This window comes from Brachybacterium sp. AG952 (assembly GCF_004362645.1).
Taxonomy (GTDB): domain Bacteria; phylum Actinomycetota; class Actinomycetes; order Actinomycetales; family Dermabacteraceae; genus Brachybacterium; species Brachybacterium conglomeratum.
In genome coordinates this window covers 424,730-442,266 of record NZ_SNXV01000004.1, presented here as the reverse complement: position 1 = coordinate 442,266, position 17,537 = coordinate 424,730, and the positions used below count along the sequence as shown (strand labels likewise).

Genomic DNA, 17,537 nt, shown 5'->3' with positions numbered 1-17,537 from the left:
AATCATGAGCCTCCGCACCGTCCTGATCGCCAACCGCGGCGAGATCGCCCTGCGCATCCTGCGCAGCGTCCACGCGCTGGGCATGGCCGGCATCGCCGTCCACACCGACGAGGACGCCGCCTCCCCGCACGTCGCCGCGGCCGACGCCGCCATGCGCATCGACTCCTATCTCTCCGTCGACGAGGTGCTGCGCGCCGCCCGCACCAGCGGGGCCGAGGCGCTCCACCCCGGCTACGGCTTCCTCTCCGAGCGCGCCGAGCTCGCGGCCGCCTGCGCCGCGGCGGGCATCGCCTTCGTCGGCCCGCCCGCCGCCGCGATCGCGACCATGGGCGACAAGATCACCGCCCGCGAGACCGTCGCCGCCCGCGGCGTGCCCGTCGTGCCGGGCCTGGCCGCGCCCGGGCTGGACGACGCGGCGCTGCTCGCCGGCGCCGCCGAGATCGGGGTCCCGCTGCTGATCAAGCCCGCCGCCGGCGGAGGCGGGAAGGGCATGCACCGCGTGGAGGACCTCGCCGAGCTGCCCGCCGCGCTCGAGACCGCGCGGCGCGAGGCCGCCGGGGCCTTCGGCGACGACACCCTCTTCCTCGAGCGCTGGATCACCGCGCCCCGCCACCTCGAGGTGCAGATCCTCGCCGACACCCACGGCCATGTCATCCACCTGGGGGAGCGCGAGTGCTCCCTCCAGCGCCGCCACCAGAAGGTGGTCGAGGAGGCGCCGAGCCCCACCCTCACCCCCGCCCAGCGCGAGCAGCTCGGGCAGATCGCGGTCGAGGCGGCGCGGGCGGTGGACTACGTGGGCGCAGGCACCGTCGAGTTCATCGTCGACGCGCACGCCCCCGACGAGCCGTTCTTCCTCGAGATGAACACCCGCCTCCAGGTCGAGCACGCCGTCACCGAGGCCGTCACCGGCATCGACCTCGTCGCCGCGCAGCTCCGCATCGCCGCGGGGGAGCAGCTCGGCGTCGCGCAGGAGGACGTGCAGCTCAGCGGCCATGCGATCGAGGCCCGGGTCTACGCCGAGGACCCGGACTCCGGCTTCCTCCCCACCGGCGGGAGGATCCTCGACCTCGCCCTGCCCCGCGGGGCGCGCGTGGACCACGCGCTCGCCGAGGGCCTCGAGGTCTCCACCTCCTACGACCCGATGCTCGCCAAGGTCATCACCCACGCCCCGACCCGCGAGGCCGCGCTCGCCGCCCTGGATCGTGCGCTCGCGGGCACGCACCTGCTGGGTGTCGTCACCAACATCGCCTTCCTCCGCGCCCTGCTCTCCCTGCCTGAGGTGGTGGAAGGACGGCTCGACACGGGGCTCATCGAGCGGCACCTTCCGGAGCTGCGACGGGGGCCGGTCAGCGACCGCGCCCTCGCCGTCGCCGCGCTGGTGCACCGTGAAAGGCTCGATACGGCCCGGCCCGAGGGGCTCTGGCATCGCCCCTCCGGCTGGCGGCTCGGGGAGCCGGCGCCCTTCCGGGTGCGGTTCGCGGCGGCCGACGGGGGAGCGGTCACCATGGCGCTGACCGGGCCGTCCACGCAGGCCATGGCGAAGATCGAGCGCGAGGACCAGTCCGGCGCACTGAGCCTCGCCCTCCACGACGGTGCCGTCACCGTGGACGGGCTGCGCCTGCCGCTGCGCCACCACGCGAGCGAGGACGCGGTCTGGATCGGCCTGCCCGGCGAGGACCGCGAGCTCGTGCTGCACCGCCCCGCCCGTGCCGGCTCCCGTAGAGAGACCGCTCCCACCCTCGACTCCCCGATGCCGGGCGCGGTCACCGCCGTGCTCGTCGCCGACGGGGACCAGGTCCAAGAGGGCCAGGCCGTGCTCGTCGTCGAGGCGATGAAGATGGAGCACACCCTCCACGCCCCGTCGGCCGGCACCTTGCGCCTCCACGTCAGCGCAGGTCAGCGCGTCACCCGCGGGCAGGAGCTCGCGCTGGTGGAGGCGGAAACCGGTGACGACGCGACCCCCGACCTCAGCCTCGAGGAGGCTTCCTGATGACTGCTGACCCCGACCGTCCACGGATCGTGCAGCGCGGCCTCTACGCCGAGGAGCTGCAGATCGGCGCGGTCTACGCCCACCGCCCCGGCCGCACCCTCACCGAGGCGGACAACGTCCTGTTCACCACCATGACCATGAACCCGCAGGCCCTCCACCTCGACGCAGCCTGGGCCGAGACCACAGAGTTCGGGCAGCGGCTCGTGAACTCGATGCTCACCCTCGCCACCGTCGTCGGCGCCTCGGTCGCCCAGCTCACTCAGGGCACGCTGGTGGCGAACCTCGGCTTCTCCGAGATCAGCTTCCCCAGGCCCCTCCACCACGGCGACACCCTCTACTCCGAGACCGAGATCCTCTCCGTCCGGGAGTCCCGCTCGCGGCCCGGGCAGTCCGTCGTCTCCCTCGTCCACACGGGCCGTGACCAGCACGGGGACATCGTCGTCCGCGCCGCCCGCACCACCCTCATGCACACCCGGGAGCCCTCATGACCCTCGCCGACCACACCCTGCACCGCCCCGTCGGCCGACCCGCCGGAGCCGCCGAGCAGACAGCCCAGGAGCCGCTGTCCGTCGGCCCCGCGCTGCTGTTCTGCCCCGGCGACCGCCCCGACCGCTTCGCGAAGGCCGCCGCCCGCGCCGACGCCGTGATCCTCGACCTCGAGGACGCCGTCGCCCCCGACCACAAGCAGGCCGCCCGCGAGGCCGTCGCCGCGCACCAGCTCGACCCCGCCCGCACGATCGTGCGCGTGAACCCGCCCGCCACCTCCGACTTCACCGCCGACGTGAACGCGCTCGCCGCCCTGCGCCCCCGCTGGGTGATGCTCCCCAAGGCCGGCTCCGTCGCCGAGGTGGACCGGCTCGTCGCCGCGGTCCCGAGCGCGAAGGTGCTGGTGCTGTGCGAGACGGCTCGGGGGATCCTCGCCGCGCCCGCGCTCGCCGCCCATCCGGACGTGGTCGCGCTGATGTGGGGCGGGGAGGACCTCGTGGCCGACCTCGGCGGCACCTCCTCCCGCGGCGAGGACGGCTCTTACCGCGAGGTGGTCCGCCACGCCCGCTCCGCCGTGCTGCTCGCCGCTCGTGCGCACGGCAAGTCCGCGATCGACGCCGTCCACCTCGATCTCCCCGATCACGACGGCCTGCGCGCTGAGGCGGTCGACGCCGCCGCGAGCGGCTTCACCGCGACCGCCTGCCTGCACCCGGACCAGGTCGGCGTGGTGCGCGCCGCCTACGCGCCGTCGGCCGAGGAGGTCGAGCGCGCCCGGGAGCTGCTCGACGCCGCCGAGCGGGCCGGGAGCGGTGTCTTCGCCCACGACGGGCGGATGGTCGACGGGCCGCTGCTGCGCCACGCCCGCACCCTGCTCGCCCGCGCCGCGGCGGCCGCGCCCGAGGCAGCTCCCGCCGCGTCCACCGTCGGCCCGTCGGCCGCACCCACCGTCGGCCCATCGGCCTCGCCCGCCGGCGAGGACCCGTCGGCCGCCCCTGCCGCACCACCCGCCCCCGCCGCGTCGCCCGACACCGACGTCCGGCCCGAGAAGGAGACCCTCCGATGAGCGCCCTGCTGACCCCCGCCCCGCCCGCCGGCACCGAGATGCTCCCGCAGGAGCACCAGCGCCTGGCCGCCCAGGTGCGCGACTTCGCCGACGAGGTCGTCGCCCCCGCCAGCTACGAGTACGACACCGCCCGCCGCCTGCCGATGGAGATCATCGCCGAGATGGGGAGGATGGGCCTGTTCGGCCTGCCCATCCCGCGCGAGTACGACGGGCAGGGCCGCGACTACCTCTCCCTCTGCGTCGCCGTCGAGCAGCTCGCCCGCGTGGACCAGTCCATCGCCGTGACCCTCGAGGCCGGGCTGGGCCTCGGCGCCATGCCGATCCTCTCCCACGGCACCGAGGCGCAGAAGCGCCGCTACCTGCCCGCCCTCGCCCGCGGCGAGGAGCTCGCGGCCTTCGGCCTCACCGAGGCGGAGGCCGGCTCCGACGCGGGCGCCACCCGCACCACCGCGCGGCGCGAGGGCGCGCAGTGGGTGATCGACGGGTCCAAGCAGTTCATCACCAACTCCGGCACCCCCATCACCTCGCTGGTCACGATCACCGCCGTCACCGGGCAGAAGCGCGCGGCCGACGGACGCACCGTCCCGGAGCTCTCCAGCATCATCGTCCCCACCGGCACCCCGGGGCTGACCGTGCTGCCGAGCTACGACAAGGTCGGCTGGCACACCTCCGACACCCACCCCCTCCTGCTCGAGGGCGTGCGCGTGCCCGAGGAGAACCTGCTCGGCCAGCAGGGCCGCGGCTTCGCGAACTTCCTGGCGAGCCTGGACCAGGGGCGCGTCGCGATCGCGGCGCTGTGCGTCGGCGCCGCCCAGGGCTGTCTCGAGCAGGCCGTCGAGCGGGCGAGGAGCCGCATCGTCTTCGACAAGCCGCTGGGTGAGCACCAGCACATCGCCTTCACCCTCGCCCGCATGCAGGCCCGCGTCGCCTCCGCCCGCGCCCTCATGCACGAGGCCGCCCGCCGCCTCGACGCCGGCATCCCCTTCTCGCAGGAAGCCTCGATCGCGAAGCTCGTGGGCAGCCACGCCGCTGCGGACAACGCCCGCGACGCCTGCCAGATCTGGGGCGGCTACGGTTTCCTCAACGAGAACGTCGTCTCCCGCCACTACCGGGACTCGCGGGTGCTGCAGGTGGGGGAGGGGACCGACGAGGTCCAGCTCGGGATCATCGCCAAGCACCTCGGCTTCCCTGGGGCGCTCGCGGGGTGAGGGGAGCGGTGCTGGGCATCGTGCGGTGCTGCGAGACCAGCGGTGCTGAGGGCCGCACGGGGCCGGGGCGTGAGGTGCAGGGCCGAGAGGTGCCGGGGCGTGAGGTGCCGGGCCGCAGCGATCCGTCGGCCCCACAGCCACACTTCCTATAGGGTGCCGGTCGAGCGGGTGCGTCGCCGAGAGCGGCCCGCCCGTGCGACGATCGACGCCGCCGGGACAGGCGATGACGCAGGGCCCGGGAAGAGAGGGGAGTGCTGTGATGGCTGTGCGACGGCAGGTGCTGCGCGCCGAGGTCGAGGAGCTAATCCTGCAGCGGCTGCTGGAGGCGCGCTGGCCGCCGGGGGCGCGGCTGAGCATCGACGGGCTGGCCCGAGACCTCGAGGTCTCCCCGACACCGGTGCGGGAGGCGATGGTGTCCCTCGAGCGCTCCGGGCTGGTGGAGTACGTGGCGCTGCGAGGCTACGTCGTCGCGCCGATGCTCGACGCCGAGCAGATGACCGAGCTGCTCGATGCCCGACGCGTCGTCGAGACCGCCGCGCTCGGCCGAGCCTTCGAGGACGTGGATGCGCTGCTCGCCGCCCTCGAGGAGGCGCACGCCGCCCACGGCGCCGTCATCGCCCGGATCGAGGCCGCCGGCGAGGTGACCATCGAGCTGCTCCAGGAGCACTTCCACGCCGACTGGTCCTTCCACCAGGCCCTCTTCGACCACTCCGGGAACCGCTACCTCTCCACGATGGTCGAGACGGTCCGCGCCCACACCCATCGCATGCGGCAGACCTGGGTGGGCGGCCCCGCCGCGCTCGACGTCCACGAGGCCTACACCGAGCACGGCAGGATCCTCGAGAAGGTGCGCCGCCACCACCACGACGGGGCGCTGCAGGCCCTGGACGAGCATCTCGCCGCCGTTCTCGAGCGCTCCCACGTCGTCGCCGAGGCCGAGGAGTCCGGCGGCACCGCGAAGGGCTGACGGGACGCGATCTCAGCGGTCGGCGGCCGGATCCGCCGACGGCTCCGAGAAGCGGGCGCGCAGGAACTCCGAGTGCACGTCGAGGGTGCGCGAGACGCCGGAGACGACCTCGTGCTCGAGCCGGTCCAGGCGCCCGTCCAGCACGGCGAGCTGCTCGTCGATGCGCTGCAGGTTCCCCGCCGCGCGGGTGCGGGTGTCCTCCGTCGAGGTGGGGGTCAGGAAGGCGACCGTGTCCTCGAGCGCGCCCACCAGCTCGGGGACGTAGCGCTCGGTCATGCCCTCCAGCAGCATCACGTCGGGGTCCGAGGCGCGACGGGACTGCAGCGCCGCCGAGCCCAGCAGCGCGTCGACCCGCAGCAGGAGGGTCTCGGCGCGGTCCAGCAGGCGCTTCTCCGTCGGCCCCTGGACGTGGCGCCGCATCCGATGGATGCGTCGGCGCTGCTGGGTGGAGTCCTTGACGATCTTCTCCAGCATCGCCCGGGTGCCGGAGGAGATCTCCTCCGCGGAGCGGCCCAGGCGCGTCGGCCTCGGCCGACGGTTGCGCAGCAGGAAGGCGCTGCCGCCGCCCGCGACCGCGGCGATGCCGAGGCTCGCCAGGAAGGGGGTGAGCAGACCGGCACCGCCCACCAGGGCGCTCACGCCGAGGAGCATGAAGCTGCTGATCCCGAGCACGCCCGCGAGCACCACCGGCACGCCGACGGTCAGCCAGCGCCCTCGCCTGCGGGGCAGCGAGACCGAGCGGGAGCGCGGGGCGTGGACCGTGCCCTCGAGGGGTGCGGTGCCAGCGGCCCACGACCCGGGCGCGGGCGGCGCCGGGGCGCGCAGGCCAGGGTGCCCGCCCGGACCGGGGCGCGAAGGCGTCCCGCCGGGACGGGCCGGGTGCCGGCGGGGCGAGGGGCTCTGGGGGCTCATGGGAACCGCGGACCTCTCTGTGGACGGAGCTGAGGCCATCGACGGGGAGGGCGCGGGGGTCCGGTCCCGGGGCGATCGCGCGAGGCGACCAGCCCGGACGCGGACGGGGCGCGGACCCTCGTCGTCGACGGCTCCCAGGCTATCGCGGCACCGTGAGGATCCCCTGGGGGATGTCCCCCCGATTCTCGGCGGGAGGTCCCGGAGGCGTCCGCGCGCGGGCGGCGACCGTCGGCCGTGCGGGGCGGCCGGGTCCCAGAGCCCGGTCCCGGCCTTGACGGAATTAGTGAGCCGCTCCTAATCTCCGTCCACCGGCACGCAGCCCCGAAGTGCCGGCCCGGATGCCATGGACGAAGGAGTCCCTCACATGCGCACCACCCTGCCCCGCCGTTCCCTCCTCACCGCCGGAGCCGTCGGCACTGCCGTCGGCGCGACAGCCCTTCTTCCCGTCTGCGCCCAGGCCGCCCCGCCCGGCCGCGGCGGGTACGCGGAGACTCGTTTCGACCTGCGCGCCGAGGTGCTCGACGGCGGCGAGCAGGTCGTCTCCGTGGCGCTGAGATCCCCGGCCCTCGCCCCCGTGGCCCGCGAGTCCCTCACCGTGGACACCTTCGCCGTCCACGTCCGGGCGACCAGTCCGCTGGACGGCACGCTCGTCTACGAGCAGGACCGCGCTGTGACGGCCGTGCGATGGTCGGGACGGGACGCGGTGCTCGAGCTCGAGCACGGCCAGGACGTCACGGGCGCGTCGACTCTGCTGTACACCTCGGGCCGCAACGTCCGGCTCGACCTCGAGTACACGATCACCCAGGCAGCGCCCCTGCGGAAGCGTGGCAGCGGGGCCGCGGTCGAGCTCGGCTCCTTCGTCCAGGGTGAGCTCGTCTCCCCGGAGGTCGACGCCTTCACCCACCACCAGGTCGACGGCGGGCTCAAGTACCGCCTGTTCACCCCCTCCTCGAAGGGGCCGAAGGGCGCCGGCCGACGGAAGGGCCGGGCGCTGGTGGTGTGGCTGCACGGCGGCGGCGAGGGCGGGCTCCTCACCGGCGGCCACGACTACTACGACAACGAGACCACCCTGCGGGCGAACCGCGGCGCCCTCGGCCTCGCGACCGACGAGGCGCAGGAGGCGTTCGGCGGCGCCTACGTCCTCGCCCCGCAGTCGACCTCGGCGTGGATGCAGGACGGCGACGGCTTCGCCCCGCAGATCCAGGCCGTGATCGACGAGGTCGTGGCCCGGGAGGACATCGACGAGGACCGCATCCACGTGCTCGGCTGCTCCAACGGGGGCTTCATGACGCTGAAGATGGTCGCCGAGCAGCCCGGGCGCTTCGCCTCGCAGGTCCCGATCTGCGGCGCGGTGAGCGGCCCCGAGGGCACCTACCACCTCTCCGACGACACCCTGCGCTCGCTCGCCGGGACCCCGACCTGGCTGGTCGCCGCCGCGAACGACGACACGATCGACGCCGAGGCGAACACCGTGCGCTTCCACGAGCTGATCGAGGGCTCGATCCTCAGCCTCTACCCGACCGTCGAGTGGGACGGGGTCGAGTACCCCGGCCACTGGTCGTGGATCTACGTGGCCCGCAACGACCCGCAGCACGAGGGCATGCGGATCTGGGACTGGATGGCGGCCCAGCAGCGCTGAGCGGCGGGGCGGCGCCGGTCCCGTGACCAGCGCTGAAGCCGGCGCGGAGACCGACTGTGCTGGGTCGCGGGGCCGCTCCGCATGGCACGGTCCCGCGACTCGGCGGCGCGGCTCAGCGGTCGCCGGGGAGGGCTCAGCGGCCGGCGGCCTTCGTGTGCAGCGCCCGGACCTCCGCGGAGAGCTCCGGGTCCGGGCCTGCGACGACGATCCCCGGTGCGACCTCCGCGATCCGCAGCGGGGCGACGGGCCCGGCGGGGACGCCGAGCTCGCCCTGCCACTGGAGCAGCTGCTCGGTGCTGGAGGCGTAGACGATCCGGCCCAGCCCCACCCAGGCATGGGCCGCCGCGCACATCGCGCAGTGCTCGCCCGAGGTGTACGTCGTCGACTCCCGCCGCTCCTCGGGCGTGAGGTGTGCGGCTGCCCAGCGGGCGATCTCGAACTCGGGATGACGGGTGTGGTCGCCGCCGGCGACGCGGTTGCGGTCGGCGAAGCGCTCGACGCCGTCGGCATCGACGAGCACCGAGCCGAAGGGCTCGTCACCCGCCGCGAGCGCCTCGGCGGCGAGGTCGACGCAGCGGCGCAGGTGACGGCGGTCGTCGGCGGTGAGGGCGGAGGGTGTGTGCATGCCCCCACCACAGCACATCCGTGCCCGCGGCGCGACGTCGCCGGCCGCCGGTCCGAGGCGCTGTGGACGCCTGGCCCGTCAGGAGGCCGCGTGCGCCCCGGCGATCCGCAGCAGCTCGAGATAGCCCTCGAGCTTCCACGCGGTGCGGCCGACGAACAGGCCGGTCACGCGCTCGATCCCGAGCAGGTCCGCGGCGTTGTCGAGGTTGACCGACCCGCCGTAGAGCAGCCCCGCGACCTTCCCCGAGTACTGCTCGCCGAGCGCGGCGAAGGGCTCGACGAGCTCCTCGACCGTGGCGGGGCGGCCCTTCTCGCCGATCGCCCAGATCGGCTCGTAGGCGATCACCAAGCGGGCGAGCTCCTCGGCGGAGAGCCCCTCGAGCGCGCCCGCGGCCTGCTCGAGGATGAACGCACTGGAGCCGCCGGCCTCCTTCACCTCGGCGCTCTCCCCGATGCACAGCAGCGGGGTGAGGCCGTGACGCAGCGCCGCGGCGACCTTCAGGCGCGTGGTCTCCACCGTCTCGCCGAAGTGCTCGCGCCGCTCCGAGTGCCCGATCTCGACGACCTGGGCGCCGGCATCCTTGGCCTGCGGCACGGAGACCTCGCCCGTCCACGCGCCCTCGTCCTCCCAGTGCGCGTTCTGCACGCCGAGCAGCACGGGGGAGCCCTCGCCGAGGACGCTGCGCACCGTCGTGGTGGCGGTGAAGGAGGGGATCACGAAGGGCTGCACGCCCGAGGGGGCCTGCCCGCCGTGCTCGCTCGCGAGGTGATCGCGCAGGCCCTCGGCCCAGGCGCGGCCCTCGGCGAGGGTCTTGGTCATCTTCCAGCTGGTGCCGATCCAGAGGGGGGACATGCTGCTCCTTCGACGAGACGTTCCATGGGGGCGGGGGTTGTTCGACGTCCGGTACCGCAGCGCGAGAGTCGTTCGACGTCCGGTGCCTCGTCGCGGGGGTTGTTCGACGTCTAGTACCACGTCGCGGGGGTTGTTCGACGTCCGGTACCAGTTTCCTGGTAACGGACGTCGAACAACTGGCAGGGCCTGGTACCCGACGTCGCACAACTGGCAGGGCCTGGTATCGGACGTCGATCAAGCGGCGGGGTGCCGGTGCCGGGGTCGGGTGAAGTCCCGGTCGGGGGTGCCGGGGTCGGGTGAAGTCCCGGTCAGGGGTGCCGTGCCGTGCCCGGGCTCAGCTCACTTGTCGAGGGAGCCGTCGTAGGCGCAGATCGCATCGACCTTCGCCGCGGAGCTCGACTCCGGGTCGAACTCGAGGTCGAGCCACACCTTCACCAGCTCCTTCGCGAGCTCCAGCCCGATCACGCGCTCGCCCATGCAGAGGACCTGCGCGTTGTTCGAGAGCACCGAGCGCTGCACGGAGTAGAGGTCGTGCGCGGTCACGGCGCGGATGCCGGAGACCTTGTTCGCCGCGATCGCGACGCCCAGACCGGTGCCGCAGACCAGCAGGGCCCGGTCGGCCTCGCCGGCGGCGACCTTCTCGGCGGCGGCGACGGCGATGTTGGGGTAGAGCTCGTTGTCCTCACGCCCGGTGACGCCGACGTCGATGACCTTCCCGACGCGGGGATCGTTCTCGAGCAGCTCCTTGAGCGCGGACTTGTGGCCGTGGCCGGCGTTGTCGGAACCGGTGACGATGGTGAGAGCCATGATGTTCTCCTTCGGGTGATGCGTGACGGATGTGCAGGTGGCGGGTACGGATCGGGGGTCGAGGCGGTGGGTCCCTCCGTCCTGGGTGGTGGGGTCCTTCGTCCCAGCATGCCCGGGACGGGATCGCGGCGTGAACCCGCGGTCGGTGCGAGTCCCGGGGCGAAGCCGCGGCGGGGGAGGGACTCTCCCGTCCGTGGGGGCCCTGGCCGGGAGGGGAGCTGATCACCCTCCCGGCCAGGAGGATTCAGGGGCGAGCAGGTCAGGACAGGTGCTGGCCGAGCTCGCGCATGAGGATCGAGAAGGAGATCGCCCCCGGGTCCGGGGTGCCGACCGACTTCTCGCCGAGCACGCGGGCACGGCCCAGGGTCGCAGTGATCTCGGCGGTCGCGTCGGCCGCCTCGCGGGCCACGTCCGCGGCCTGCAGGATCGCCTCGGCCGCGTTCTCGCCGGTGAAGGCCTTCGCGAGCTCCTCGCGGAAGGGCGCGGCGGCGTCGACCATGGTCTTGTCGCCCACCTGGGCGCCGCCGAGGCGCTGGATCGCGTCGATCCCGGCGTCGACCGCGTCCACGACGGTGCGCGCCTCCGAACCGGCCTGGTCGTCGTAGACGGCGCCGGCCGCGATGAGGGCCGCGCCCCAGAGCGCGCCGGAGGTGCCGCCGGCGGACTCGGACCAGGCCTCACCGGCGCGGACCAGCAGGGTGCGAGCCCCTGCGCCGTCCTCGAGCGCCTGGCGTGCGGCGGCCGCGGCGCCCTTGGAGCCGTAGGCCATGCCCTGGCCGTGGTCGCCGTCGCCCGCGATCGCGTCGATGCGGCCCAGCTCCGCCTCCTCGCGCGCGCACACGCCCGCGAACAGGTCCAGCACGCCGGCGACCTTCTCGGCGACCTCGCGGGACTCGCTGCTCGCCGCAGGGGTCTCGTCGGCCCCGGCCTCCCAGAAGGAGGTGCGGCGGGGCCGCTCCACGGCCGGCATCGCGCCGCGGTGGAAGGCGGGGGTGTCGACCGGCGCGAGCCAGTGCTGCTCGAGCTCCTCGTCGAGGAACACCAGGGTCAGCGACAGCCCGGCCATGTCGAGGCTGGTCACGAGCTCGCCCACCTCGGGGCGGACGGGGGTGATGCCCGCGTCCTCGAGCAGCGCGGCGACCTTCGCGTAGACGACGAAGAGCTCCTCGTACTTCACGGTGCCGAGGCCGTTGACCAGCACCGCGGCGCGGCCCTGGTAGCCGCCCTCCGTGCGCTCGGGCTGTTCGGCGAGGACGCCCTCGACCAGCATCGTCGCGATCTCGTCAGCGGTGCCGATCGGCTCGTCGCGCACGCCGGGCTCGCCGTGGATGCCCAGGCCCACGCCCATCTGGCCGTCGGGCACGTGGAAGAGGGCGCCGGCGGCGCCGGGGAGGGTCGGGCCGTCGAAGGCGACGCCGAAGGAGCGGGTCGCGTCGTTGGCCTTCCACGCGAGGCGCTCGGCCTCGTCGAGGTCCGCGCCGGCCTCGATCGCGGCACCGGCGATCTTGAAGACGGGCAGGTCGCCCGCGATCCCGCGGCGGTCGCGGTGGTTCTCGGGGGTGTTGGAGACGATGTCGTCGCTGACCTTGATGATCCGCACGTCGATGCCCTCGGCGCGCAGCTTCTCGGCCGCGGCGCCGAAGTGGAGCACGTCGCCGGCGTAGTTGCCGAAGCCGAGGACCACGCCGCCGCCGTTCTCGGCGTTGCGCGCGACGGAGTACACCTGCGAGGCCGACGGGGAGGCGAACACGTTGCCGCAGGGGGCGCCGTGGCCCATACCGGGGCCGACCCAGCCCGCGAAGGCGGGATAGTGGCCGGAGCCGCCGCCGATCACGAGGGCAGGCTGGCCGGCGGGGGTCTCGGTCGCGCGGACCACACCGCCGTGGACCACGGCCACGTGATCGGGATGGGACAGGGCCAGGCCCTGGACCGCGTCGGCGGCGAAGGCGGCCGGGTCGTTGAAGAGGTACGTCATCGTGGATTCCTCCGGGAGCTGCCGTGCGGGGGTCGACGGCGCGGGGTCGTGGGGAAGCCGGGCGCACCGCGCCGCAGCATATTGATCCTATAGGAAATGTACAGGGTGGGGCAGGGGGCGCCGAGCGGCAGGAGAGTCCCGTCGGGCGGAGGCTCCCCTGGAGCGGAGCGCCCTGCCCGACCCCTGATCATGCGGTGCCGGCCCTCCGGGCGGAGAGCCACCGGGAAATGGTCAGACCACCATCCACACCAGCGACAGCAGGAGCATGCTCGTGAAGCCCAGGACCGAGGTGAGAACCGTCCAGGTGCGCAGACCGTCGGCCACCGAGAGGCCCAGGAACTTCGTGGCGATCCAGAAGCCCGAGTCGTTGATGTGGGAGAGCGAGACCGATCCCAGCCCGATCGCGAGGATGATCAGCACGACCTGCATCGACGAGTAGTCCCCGCCCATCACCGTGCCCTGGACGATGCCCGCGGCCGAGAGGGTCGCGACGGTGCCGGAGCCCTGGGCGACCTTGAAGGCGAGCGCGACGAGGAAGGCGAGCAGCAGGATCGGCACGCCCGCGTCCAGGAGCAGGCCGGAGACCGCATTGCCCACGCCGGTCTCCGTCAGCACCTTCGCGAAGACGCCGCCGGCGCCGGTGACCAGGATGACGATCGCGGCCGGGCCGAGCGCGCCGTCCATGACCTCGCTGATCTGGGCTCTGCCCCAGCCGTGCATCATCCCCAGCAAATACATCGCCGCGAGCGTCGCGACCAGCAGCGCGAAGGCGGGGGCGCCGAGGAAGGAGACCACGTGCGCGGCGGTCGAGCCCTCGGTCAGCAGGAGCCCGCCGACGGTCCCGAGCGCGATCAGCAGGATCGGCAGCAGGATCAGCGCGATCACCAGGCCGGCCGACGGGCGACGCCCGGCGAGCTCCCCGTCGGCCGACGACACGGCGGTCGAGCCGCCGCCGGTGAAGTCGTCGCCCGTGCGGGCGTCCGCGGGGGCGAGGGCGAGGGACGAGGCAGCGGCGACGTGCGAGGAGCCGGAGGCGCCGTCGACCGCTGCGCCGTCGTTCCCACCGACGGCGGCGCGGCGACCGTGCCCCGCGCCGCCGAGCTCAGCCGCGCCGGTGCCGGCGTACTTCTCCGCGATCTCCGGGGAGAGCGCGAAGACCGTCGAGGTCACACGCTTGCCGACGAGATGGACGAGCAGGCACATCGGGATCGCGAGCACGATGCCGGAGAGGGTCACCAGGCCCATCAGGTCCTCGCCCAGCAGGGTGGTGGAGCCGACGATGCCGGGGTGCGGCGGCACGGTGTTGTGGATGAACACCATGAACACGGCGACCGGCATGCCGATCGCGACCGGTCCGCGATGCCCGGCCGCCTTCGCGAAGGCGAAGATGATCGGGACCAGGATGATGAAGGCGACGTCGAAGAAGATCGGGATCGCCACCAGGCCCGAGGCGATCAGCAGCGCCTGCGCGAGGCGCTTCTCGCCCAGCGCCTCGGCGGCCGCGTGGGCGATGACCTCGGCGCCGCCGGTGCGCTCGATGATCCCGCCGAGCATCGCGCCGAGCCCGACGAGCAGGGCGACGCTGCCGAGCGTGCCGCCCATGCCCTCGATCATCAGGGGGACGACGTCCTGGACGGGGATGCCGCCGGCGAGCGCCGTCAGCACCGCGACGACGAGCAGGGCGACGAAGGCGGGCCACTTGAGCTTGATGACCGTGAACAGCAGGATCGCGATCGCGCCGGCGGCGATGCCGACGAGGAGAAGGGGGTCCATCGGAACCTCTCGGAACGGGCCGGGGCGGTCGTCAGCGACCGCCCCGGCGTGAGGGTGTGCTGGTCAGCGCTCGATCTTGTCGAGATTGAGCATCTGGGCGAGGACCTTGTCGAGCTCCTCGTCGTCCCAGACCTTCGTCCAGTCGGGCTTGATGATGGACTCGCGGCCGTAGTCCATCGCGCGCAGGCACGCCTCGGAGAAGGGGTTCGAGCCGCGCAGCGCGTTGGTGAGCGAGATGAAGATGTGGCCGTAGAACAGAGCCTTCACGGCCTTCTCGGGGATGCCGACCTCGTTGATCGCGTGGTCCATCGAGTCCTTGAGGAACTGGCCGATCATGCAGCCGGTGGTCTCCACCAGGGTGGGCTCGAGCTGGGCGAGCTGCTTGACCGTCACCCAGTGCACGTCGATGACGGGGGCGTAGATCGCGCGGATCACCTCGGCGGTGCGCTCGCGGACCTGCTCGTCCCCGCCCTCGTAGGCGGCGACGACCTCCTGCGGCGCGGCGATCCCGCCGAAGGTGTCGGCCCACTCCTCGGGCGTGGTGCGCTCGAGGAAGACCGACGGGTGGGCGGGGTGCGCGCAGGCCTGGTGGACGCCTTCGCGCTCGGCGAGCAGGCCCGCGTAGGCGGCCGCCGGGTCCAGGGTCAGCAGCACCGAACCGTCCTTCAACAGCGGCACGACCTGCTCGGAGATCTTCCCGAGGACCACGTCGGGGACCGCGAGGATCACGACGTCGGCCGCGGTCGCGGCGTCCTCGAGGGTGGAGACCTCGCGGCCGAGCTCCTTCAGGCGCTGCTGGCCCGCCTCGGAGGCCTCGACGTAGAGGATCGGGGCGTCGGTGAGGCCCAGGTTGTTCGAGACGCGGGTACCCATCTTCCCGGCCGCGCCGACGACGGCGACGGTGATCGACGGATCGAGCTCCACGGTCTTGCCGTACAGGGGGTTCAGTTCCTTGCTGCTGGTCATCGGTGACTCCTTCTGGTGGGGCGACGGGTGTCGCAGGGGGTGCGGCGGGGCCGCGGGGCGGCGCGACACGAGGTCGCGGGGCGGGGACCGGTGGGGCCGGTGCTGGTCGGGGCGGGCCGACGGTGTCGTCGTCGGCCGACGGGTCAGGCGGCGGAGAGGCGGTGCGTCTCGCGCCAGTCGCGCAGCGCCGCGAGGGTGCGGTCGGTCCAGGCGCGCTCGGTCTCGAGCGTGGTCTCGAGATCGCCCTGCCAGGGCAGCCAGTGCTCGACGATCGCGGACGGGGCGCGGCCGACGGCCGACGCGGCGCGATCGCCGGAGTAGACGTGGCGCAGCTCGTGGTCGAGGTCGAGCAGGCCCTCGCCGAGCGGGGCGCCGGAGTAGGTGAAGCCCACCCAGCCCTCCTGGCGTGCGAAGGCGAAGTCCTTCACGTGCAGGTTCACGGTGCGCGGGGCGCAGGCCTCGACCACGTCCTTCGGGTGCTCGAGCGCGGAGACGCAGTTGGCCGGGTCCAGGCAGATCCCCACGTGCGGGGAGTCCAGCTCCTCGACGATGCCGAGCAGGGTGGAGGTGGTGACCTGCTCGTAGGTCTCCAGCGCGAGGGAGACGCCTGCCGCCTCGAGGCGGGGGAGCGAGGCGCGCAGCTCGGAGACCGCCTCCTCGGAGCCGGAGGCGACCTCCTGGGACTGGATCATCGAGCGCAGGGTGCGGGCGCCGAGCGCCTCGGCGATGTCGAGGTAGCGGCCCAGATGGTCCCGGCCGATCGTGCGGGTGCCCAGCTCGAGCTCGACGCCGAGCAGCTCGGCCCGCTCGCGCAGGTCGTGCAGGCCGGCGGTGTCGAGCTGCTCGACGCGCGGGTCGTCGCAGATCTGGAAGACCTCGCAGCCCAGGCGCGCGGCCCGGTCGACCATCGCGGGGATGTCGAGCGGGGCGGGGTTGCGGCTCTCGAACTCCCAGAACAGGGAGTAGGTGCCGATGCCGATCTTCATTGTCCGGGGGACTCCGTCGTTGGTGTCGGGCAGGTGCGTGGTGGTCACCGTAGACGGAAGAACCGCAACTGGTCAACCGGTTGGCCATAGATGGGCCCGCGGGAGGGCGGTTCAGAGTGTCGGGGTGCCGAAGGTGGCGAGGTGTTGCGCCGTTGCCAGCACAGGGGCGCCGAGGCGCGGTCGAGCGAGAGCGCGCGTCTCGGGTGGGGTGTGCTGGCTCTGCTCGCGTCGATACATCCCGTCTGAGGTGTCGGAATCACCCGGTCATTCGGGCAGCTCAGACGGGACGGACCCCCGTAGCGACACCTCAGGAGGGATGGGCCTCGAGAACGGCCCAGCAGGGTGAGCGGGGCGAGCGGCTGGGTCAGCCCGCGTCGACGCCCTCGTCGGACCTCGCCCCGGCGACCTCTGCGACCCGCAGCAGCCGAGCCCGGGCGGTGGCCATGTGGGCGATCATCGCGGAGGCCGCGCGGTCGCCGTCGTGCGCCTCGAGCGCCTCGAGGATCGCGGCGTGCTCCTCCAGCGCGATGCGCATGTCCTCGGCCTCGTGCACGGAGCGATCGTTGTAGACGCGCAGAAGCTGCCGGCTCATGGCGAGCAGGTCAGTGACGATCGGGTTCTGCGCGGCGGCGCCGAGCACGGCGTGGAAGGCCGCGTCGGCGGTGACGAAGGTGTCGAGGTCCTCGAAGCCCTCGCGCATGCCCTCGATCGACTCGCGCAGAGCGTCGATCTGCTCGGAGGAGATCCGCTCGGCGGCCAGGCGGGCACAGAAGCTCTCGAGGCCCGCTCGCAGCTCCATCAGCTGGTCGGTGCTGCGCTCGCCGATCATCAGGCCCCAGCTGAGGGTCTGGGGGAGCAGCTCGCTCGCCGTGCCGCGCAGATAGGTGCCCGAGCCGGGGCGCACGTCGACGATGCCGAGGATCTCGAGGGCCGCGAGCGCCTCGCGGATGGCCGAGCGGCCGACGCCGAGGGCGGAGGCGAGCTGGCGCTCCGGGGGGAGGCGGGTGCCGGGCTCGAGGTCACCGCCCGTGAACAGCTCGAGCATCCGCCCGGCGACGCCGGAGACCGGCGTGCCCGCGGGGACGGCCGACAGCGCCACGGCGAGGGCGTCGGAGGTGCTGTCGGAGAAGGCGGGCATGCCTGGGAAGGTATCAAGAGGAGGGACGATGCGGTCGTCGTGCACGCCGAGGCCCTTGACATCCGTGCCGCTGACCCTAAGATGATCCACGATCCTATTGGATAGTGAGTTTGCAGCGACGCGGCATGCCGGTCTGCGCCTCCGCTCACG

15 protein-coding genes are annotated in these 17,537 nt (G+C 73.4%); 6 read left to right on the top strand and 9 right to left on the bottom strand.

All coding sequences use genetic code 11. The features are described 5' to 3' along the window. The first annotated feature begins 4 nt into the window (after positions 1–4). The 5 genes from DEU31_RS12310 to DEU31_RS12290 all read left to right on the top strand — a co-directional run bounded on the left by DEU31_RS12310 (position 5) and on the right by DEU31_RS12290 (position 5,714). Positions 5–1,990 carry a biotin carboxylase N-terminal domain-containing protein gene (locus tag DEU31_RS12310; RefSeq protein WP_133677344.1) on the top strand — a complete coding sequence of 662 codons (1,986 nt, stop codon included), beginning with the start codon at positions 5–7 and terminating at the stop codon, positions 1,988–1,990. Then, positions 1,990–2,478 (top strand): MaoC family dehydratase, encoded by a 489-nt coding sequence (locus tag DEU31_RS12305; RefSeq protein ID WP_133677343.1) that lies wholly within the window; start codon positions 1,990–1,992, stop codon positions 2,476–2,478. The genes DEU31_RS12310 and DEU31_RS12305 overlap by 1 nt, the downstream gene beginning before the upstream one ends. Beyond that, entirely contained in the window at positions 2,475–3,539 is a 1,065-nt protein-coding gene (locus DEU31_RS12300) for a CoA ester lyase (RefSeq protein WP_133677342.1), read from the top strand. Before DEU31_RS12305 ends, DEU31_RS12300 begins: the two co-directional genes overlap by 4 nt. Beyond that, positions 3,536–4,747 (top strand): acyl-CoA dehydrogenase family protein, encoded by a 1,212-nt coding sequence (locus tag DEU31_RS12295; RefSeq protein WP_133677341.1) that lies wholly within the window; start codon positions 3,536–3,538, stop codon positions 4,745–4,747. The genes DEU31_RS12300 and DEU31_RS12295 overlap by 4 nt, the downstream gene beginning before the upstream one ends. A gap of 259 nt (positions 4,748–5,006) precedes the next feature. Continuing rightward, entirely contained in the window at positions 5,007–5,714 is a 708-nt protein-coding gene (locus DEU31_RS12290) for a GntR family transcriptional regulator (protein ID WP_133677340.1), read from the top strand. Positions 5,715–5,726: 12 nt separating this feature from the next. On the opposite strand, the gene DEU31_RS12285 is transcribed toward DEU31_RS12290, so the two are convergent. Next, positions 5,727–6,626 (bottom strand): hypothetical protein, encoded by a 900-nt coding sequence (locus tag DEU31_RS12285; protein ID WP_133677339.1) that lies wholly within the window; start codon positions 6,624–6,626, stop codon positions 5,727–5,729. Positions 6,627–6,990: 364 nt separating this feature from the next. On the opposite strand from DEU31_RS12285, the gene DEU31_RS12280 reads away from it, so the two are divergent. Beyond that, positions 6,991–8,265, top strand: coding sequence for a prolyl oligopeptidase family serine peptidase (locus tag DEU31_RS12280; RefSeq protein ID WP_133677338.1), 1,275 nt, complete (start codon positions 6,991–6,993; stop codon positions 8,263–8,265). 133 nt (positions 8,266–8,398) lie between these two features. Here DEU31_RS12280 and DEU31_RS12275 read toward each other — a convergent pair whose 3' ends face one another. The 8 genes from DEU31_RS12275 to DEU31_RS12240 all read right to left on the bottom strand — a co-directional run bounded on the left by DEU31_RS12275 (position 8,399) and on the right by DEU31_RS12240 (position 17,477). Further along, entirely contained in the window at positions 8,399–8,890 is a 492-nt protein-coding gene (locus DEU31_RS12275; protein WP_133677337.1) for a nucleoside deaminase, read from the bottom strand. Between the two features lie 78 nt (positions 8,891–8,968). Next, positions 8,969–9,742: a triose-phosphate isomerase gene (locus DEU31_RS12270; protein WP_133677336.1), complete on the bottom strand. Its 774-nt coding sequence runs from the start codon at positions 9,740–9,742 to the stop codon at positions 8,969–8,971. Positions 9,743–10,081: 339 nt separating this feature from the next. Further along, positions 10,082–10,549: a ribose-5-phosphate isomerase gene (locus DEU31_RS12265; RefSeq protein ID WP_133677335.1), complete on the bottom strand. Its 468-nt coding sequence runs from the start codon at positions 10,547–10,549 to the stop codon at positions 10,082–10,084. A gap of 259 nt (positions 10,550–10,808) precedes the next feature. Next, positions 10,809–12,524, bottom strand: coding sequence for a dihydroxyacetone kinase family protein (locus DEU31_RS12260; RefSeq protein WP_133677334.1), 1,716 nt, complete (start codon positions 12,522–12,524; stop codon positions 10,809–10,811). 231 nt (positions 12,525–12,755) lie between these two features. After that, entirely contained in the window at positions 12,756–14,297 is a 1,542-nt protein-coding gene (locus DEU31_RS12255) for an SLC13 family permease (RefSeq protein ID WP_133677333.1), read from the bottom strand. 63 nt (positions 14,298–14,360) lie between these two features. Continuing rightward, positions 14,361–15,263 (bottom strand): phosphogluconate dehydrogenase C-terminal domain-containing protein, encoded by a 903-nt coding sequence (locus tag DEU31_RS12250; protein WP_133677332.1) that lies wholly within the window; start codon positions 15,261–15,263, stop codon positions 14,361–14,363. A 143-nt stretch (positions 15,264–15,406) separates the two neighbouring features. Further along, positions 15,407–16,297: a sugar phosphate isomerase/epimerase family protein gene (locus DEU31_RS12245; protein WP_208109987.1), complete on the bottom strand. Its 891-nt coding sequence runs from the start codon at positions 16,295–16,297 to the stop codon at positions 15,407–15,409. Between the two features lie 316 nt (positions 16,298–16,613). Then, positions 16,614–17,477, bottom strand: a complete 864-nt coding sequence (locus DEU31_RS12240) for a FadR/GntR family transcriptional regulator (RefSeq protein ID WP_347876459.1) — start codon at positions 17,475–17,477, stop codon at positions 16,614–16,616. Positions 17,478–17,537 lie beyond the last annotated feature (60 nt).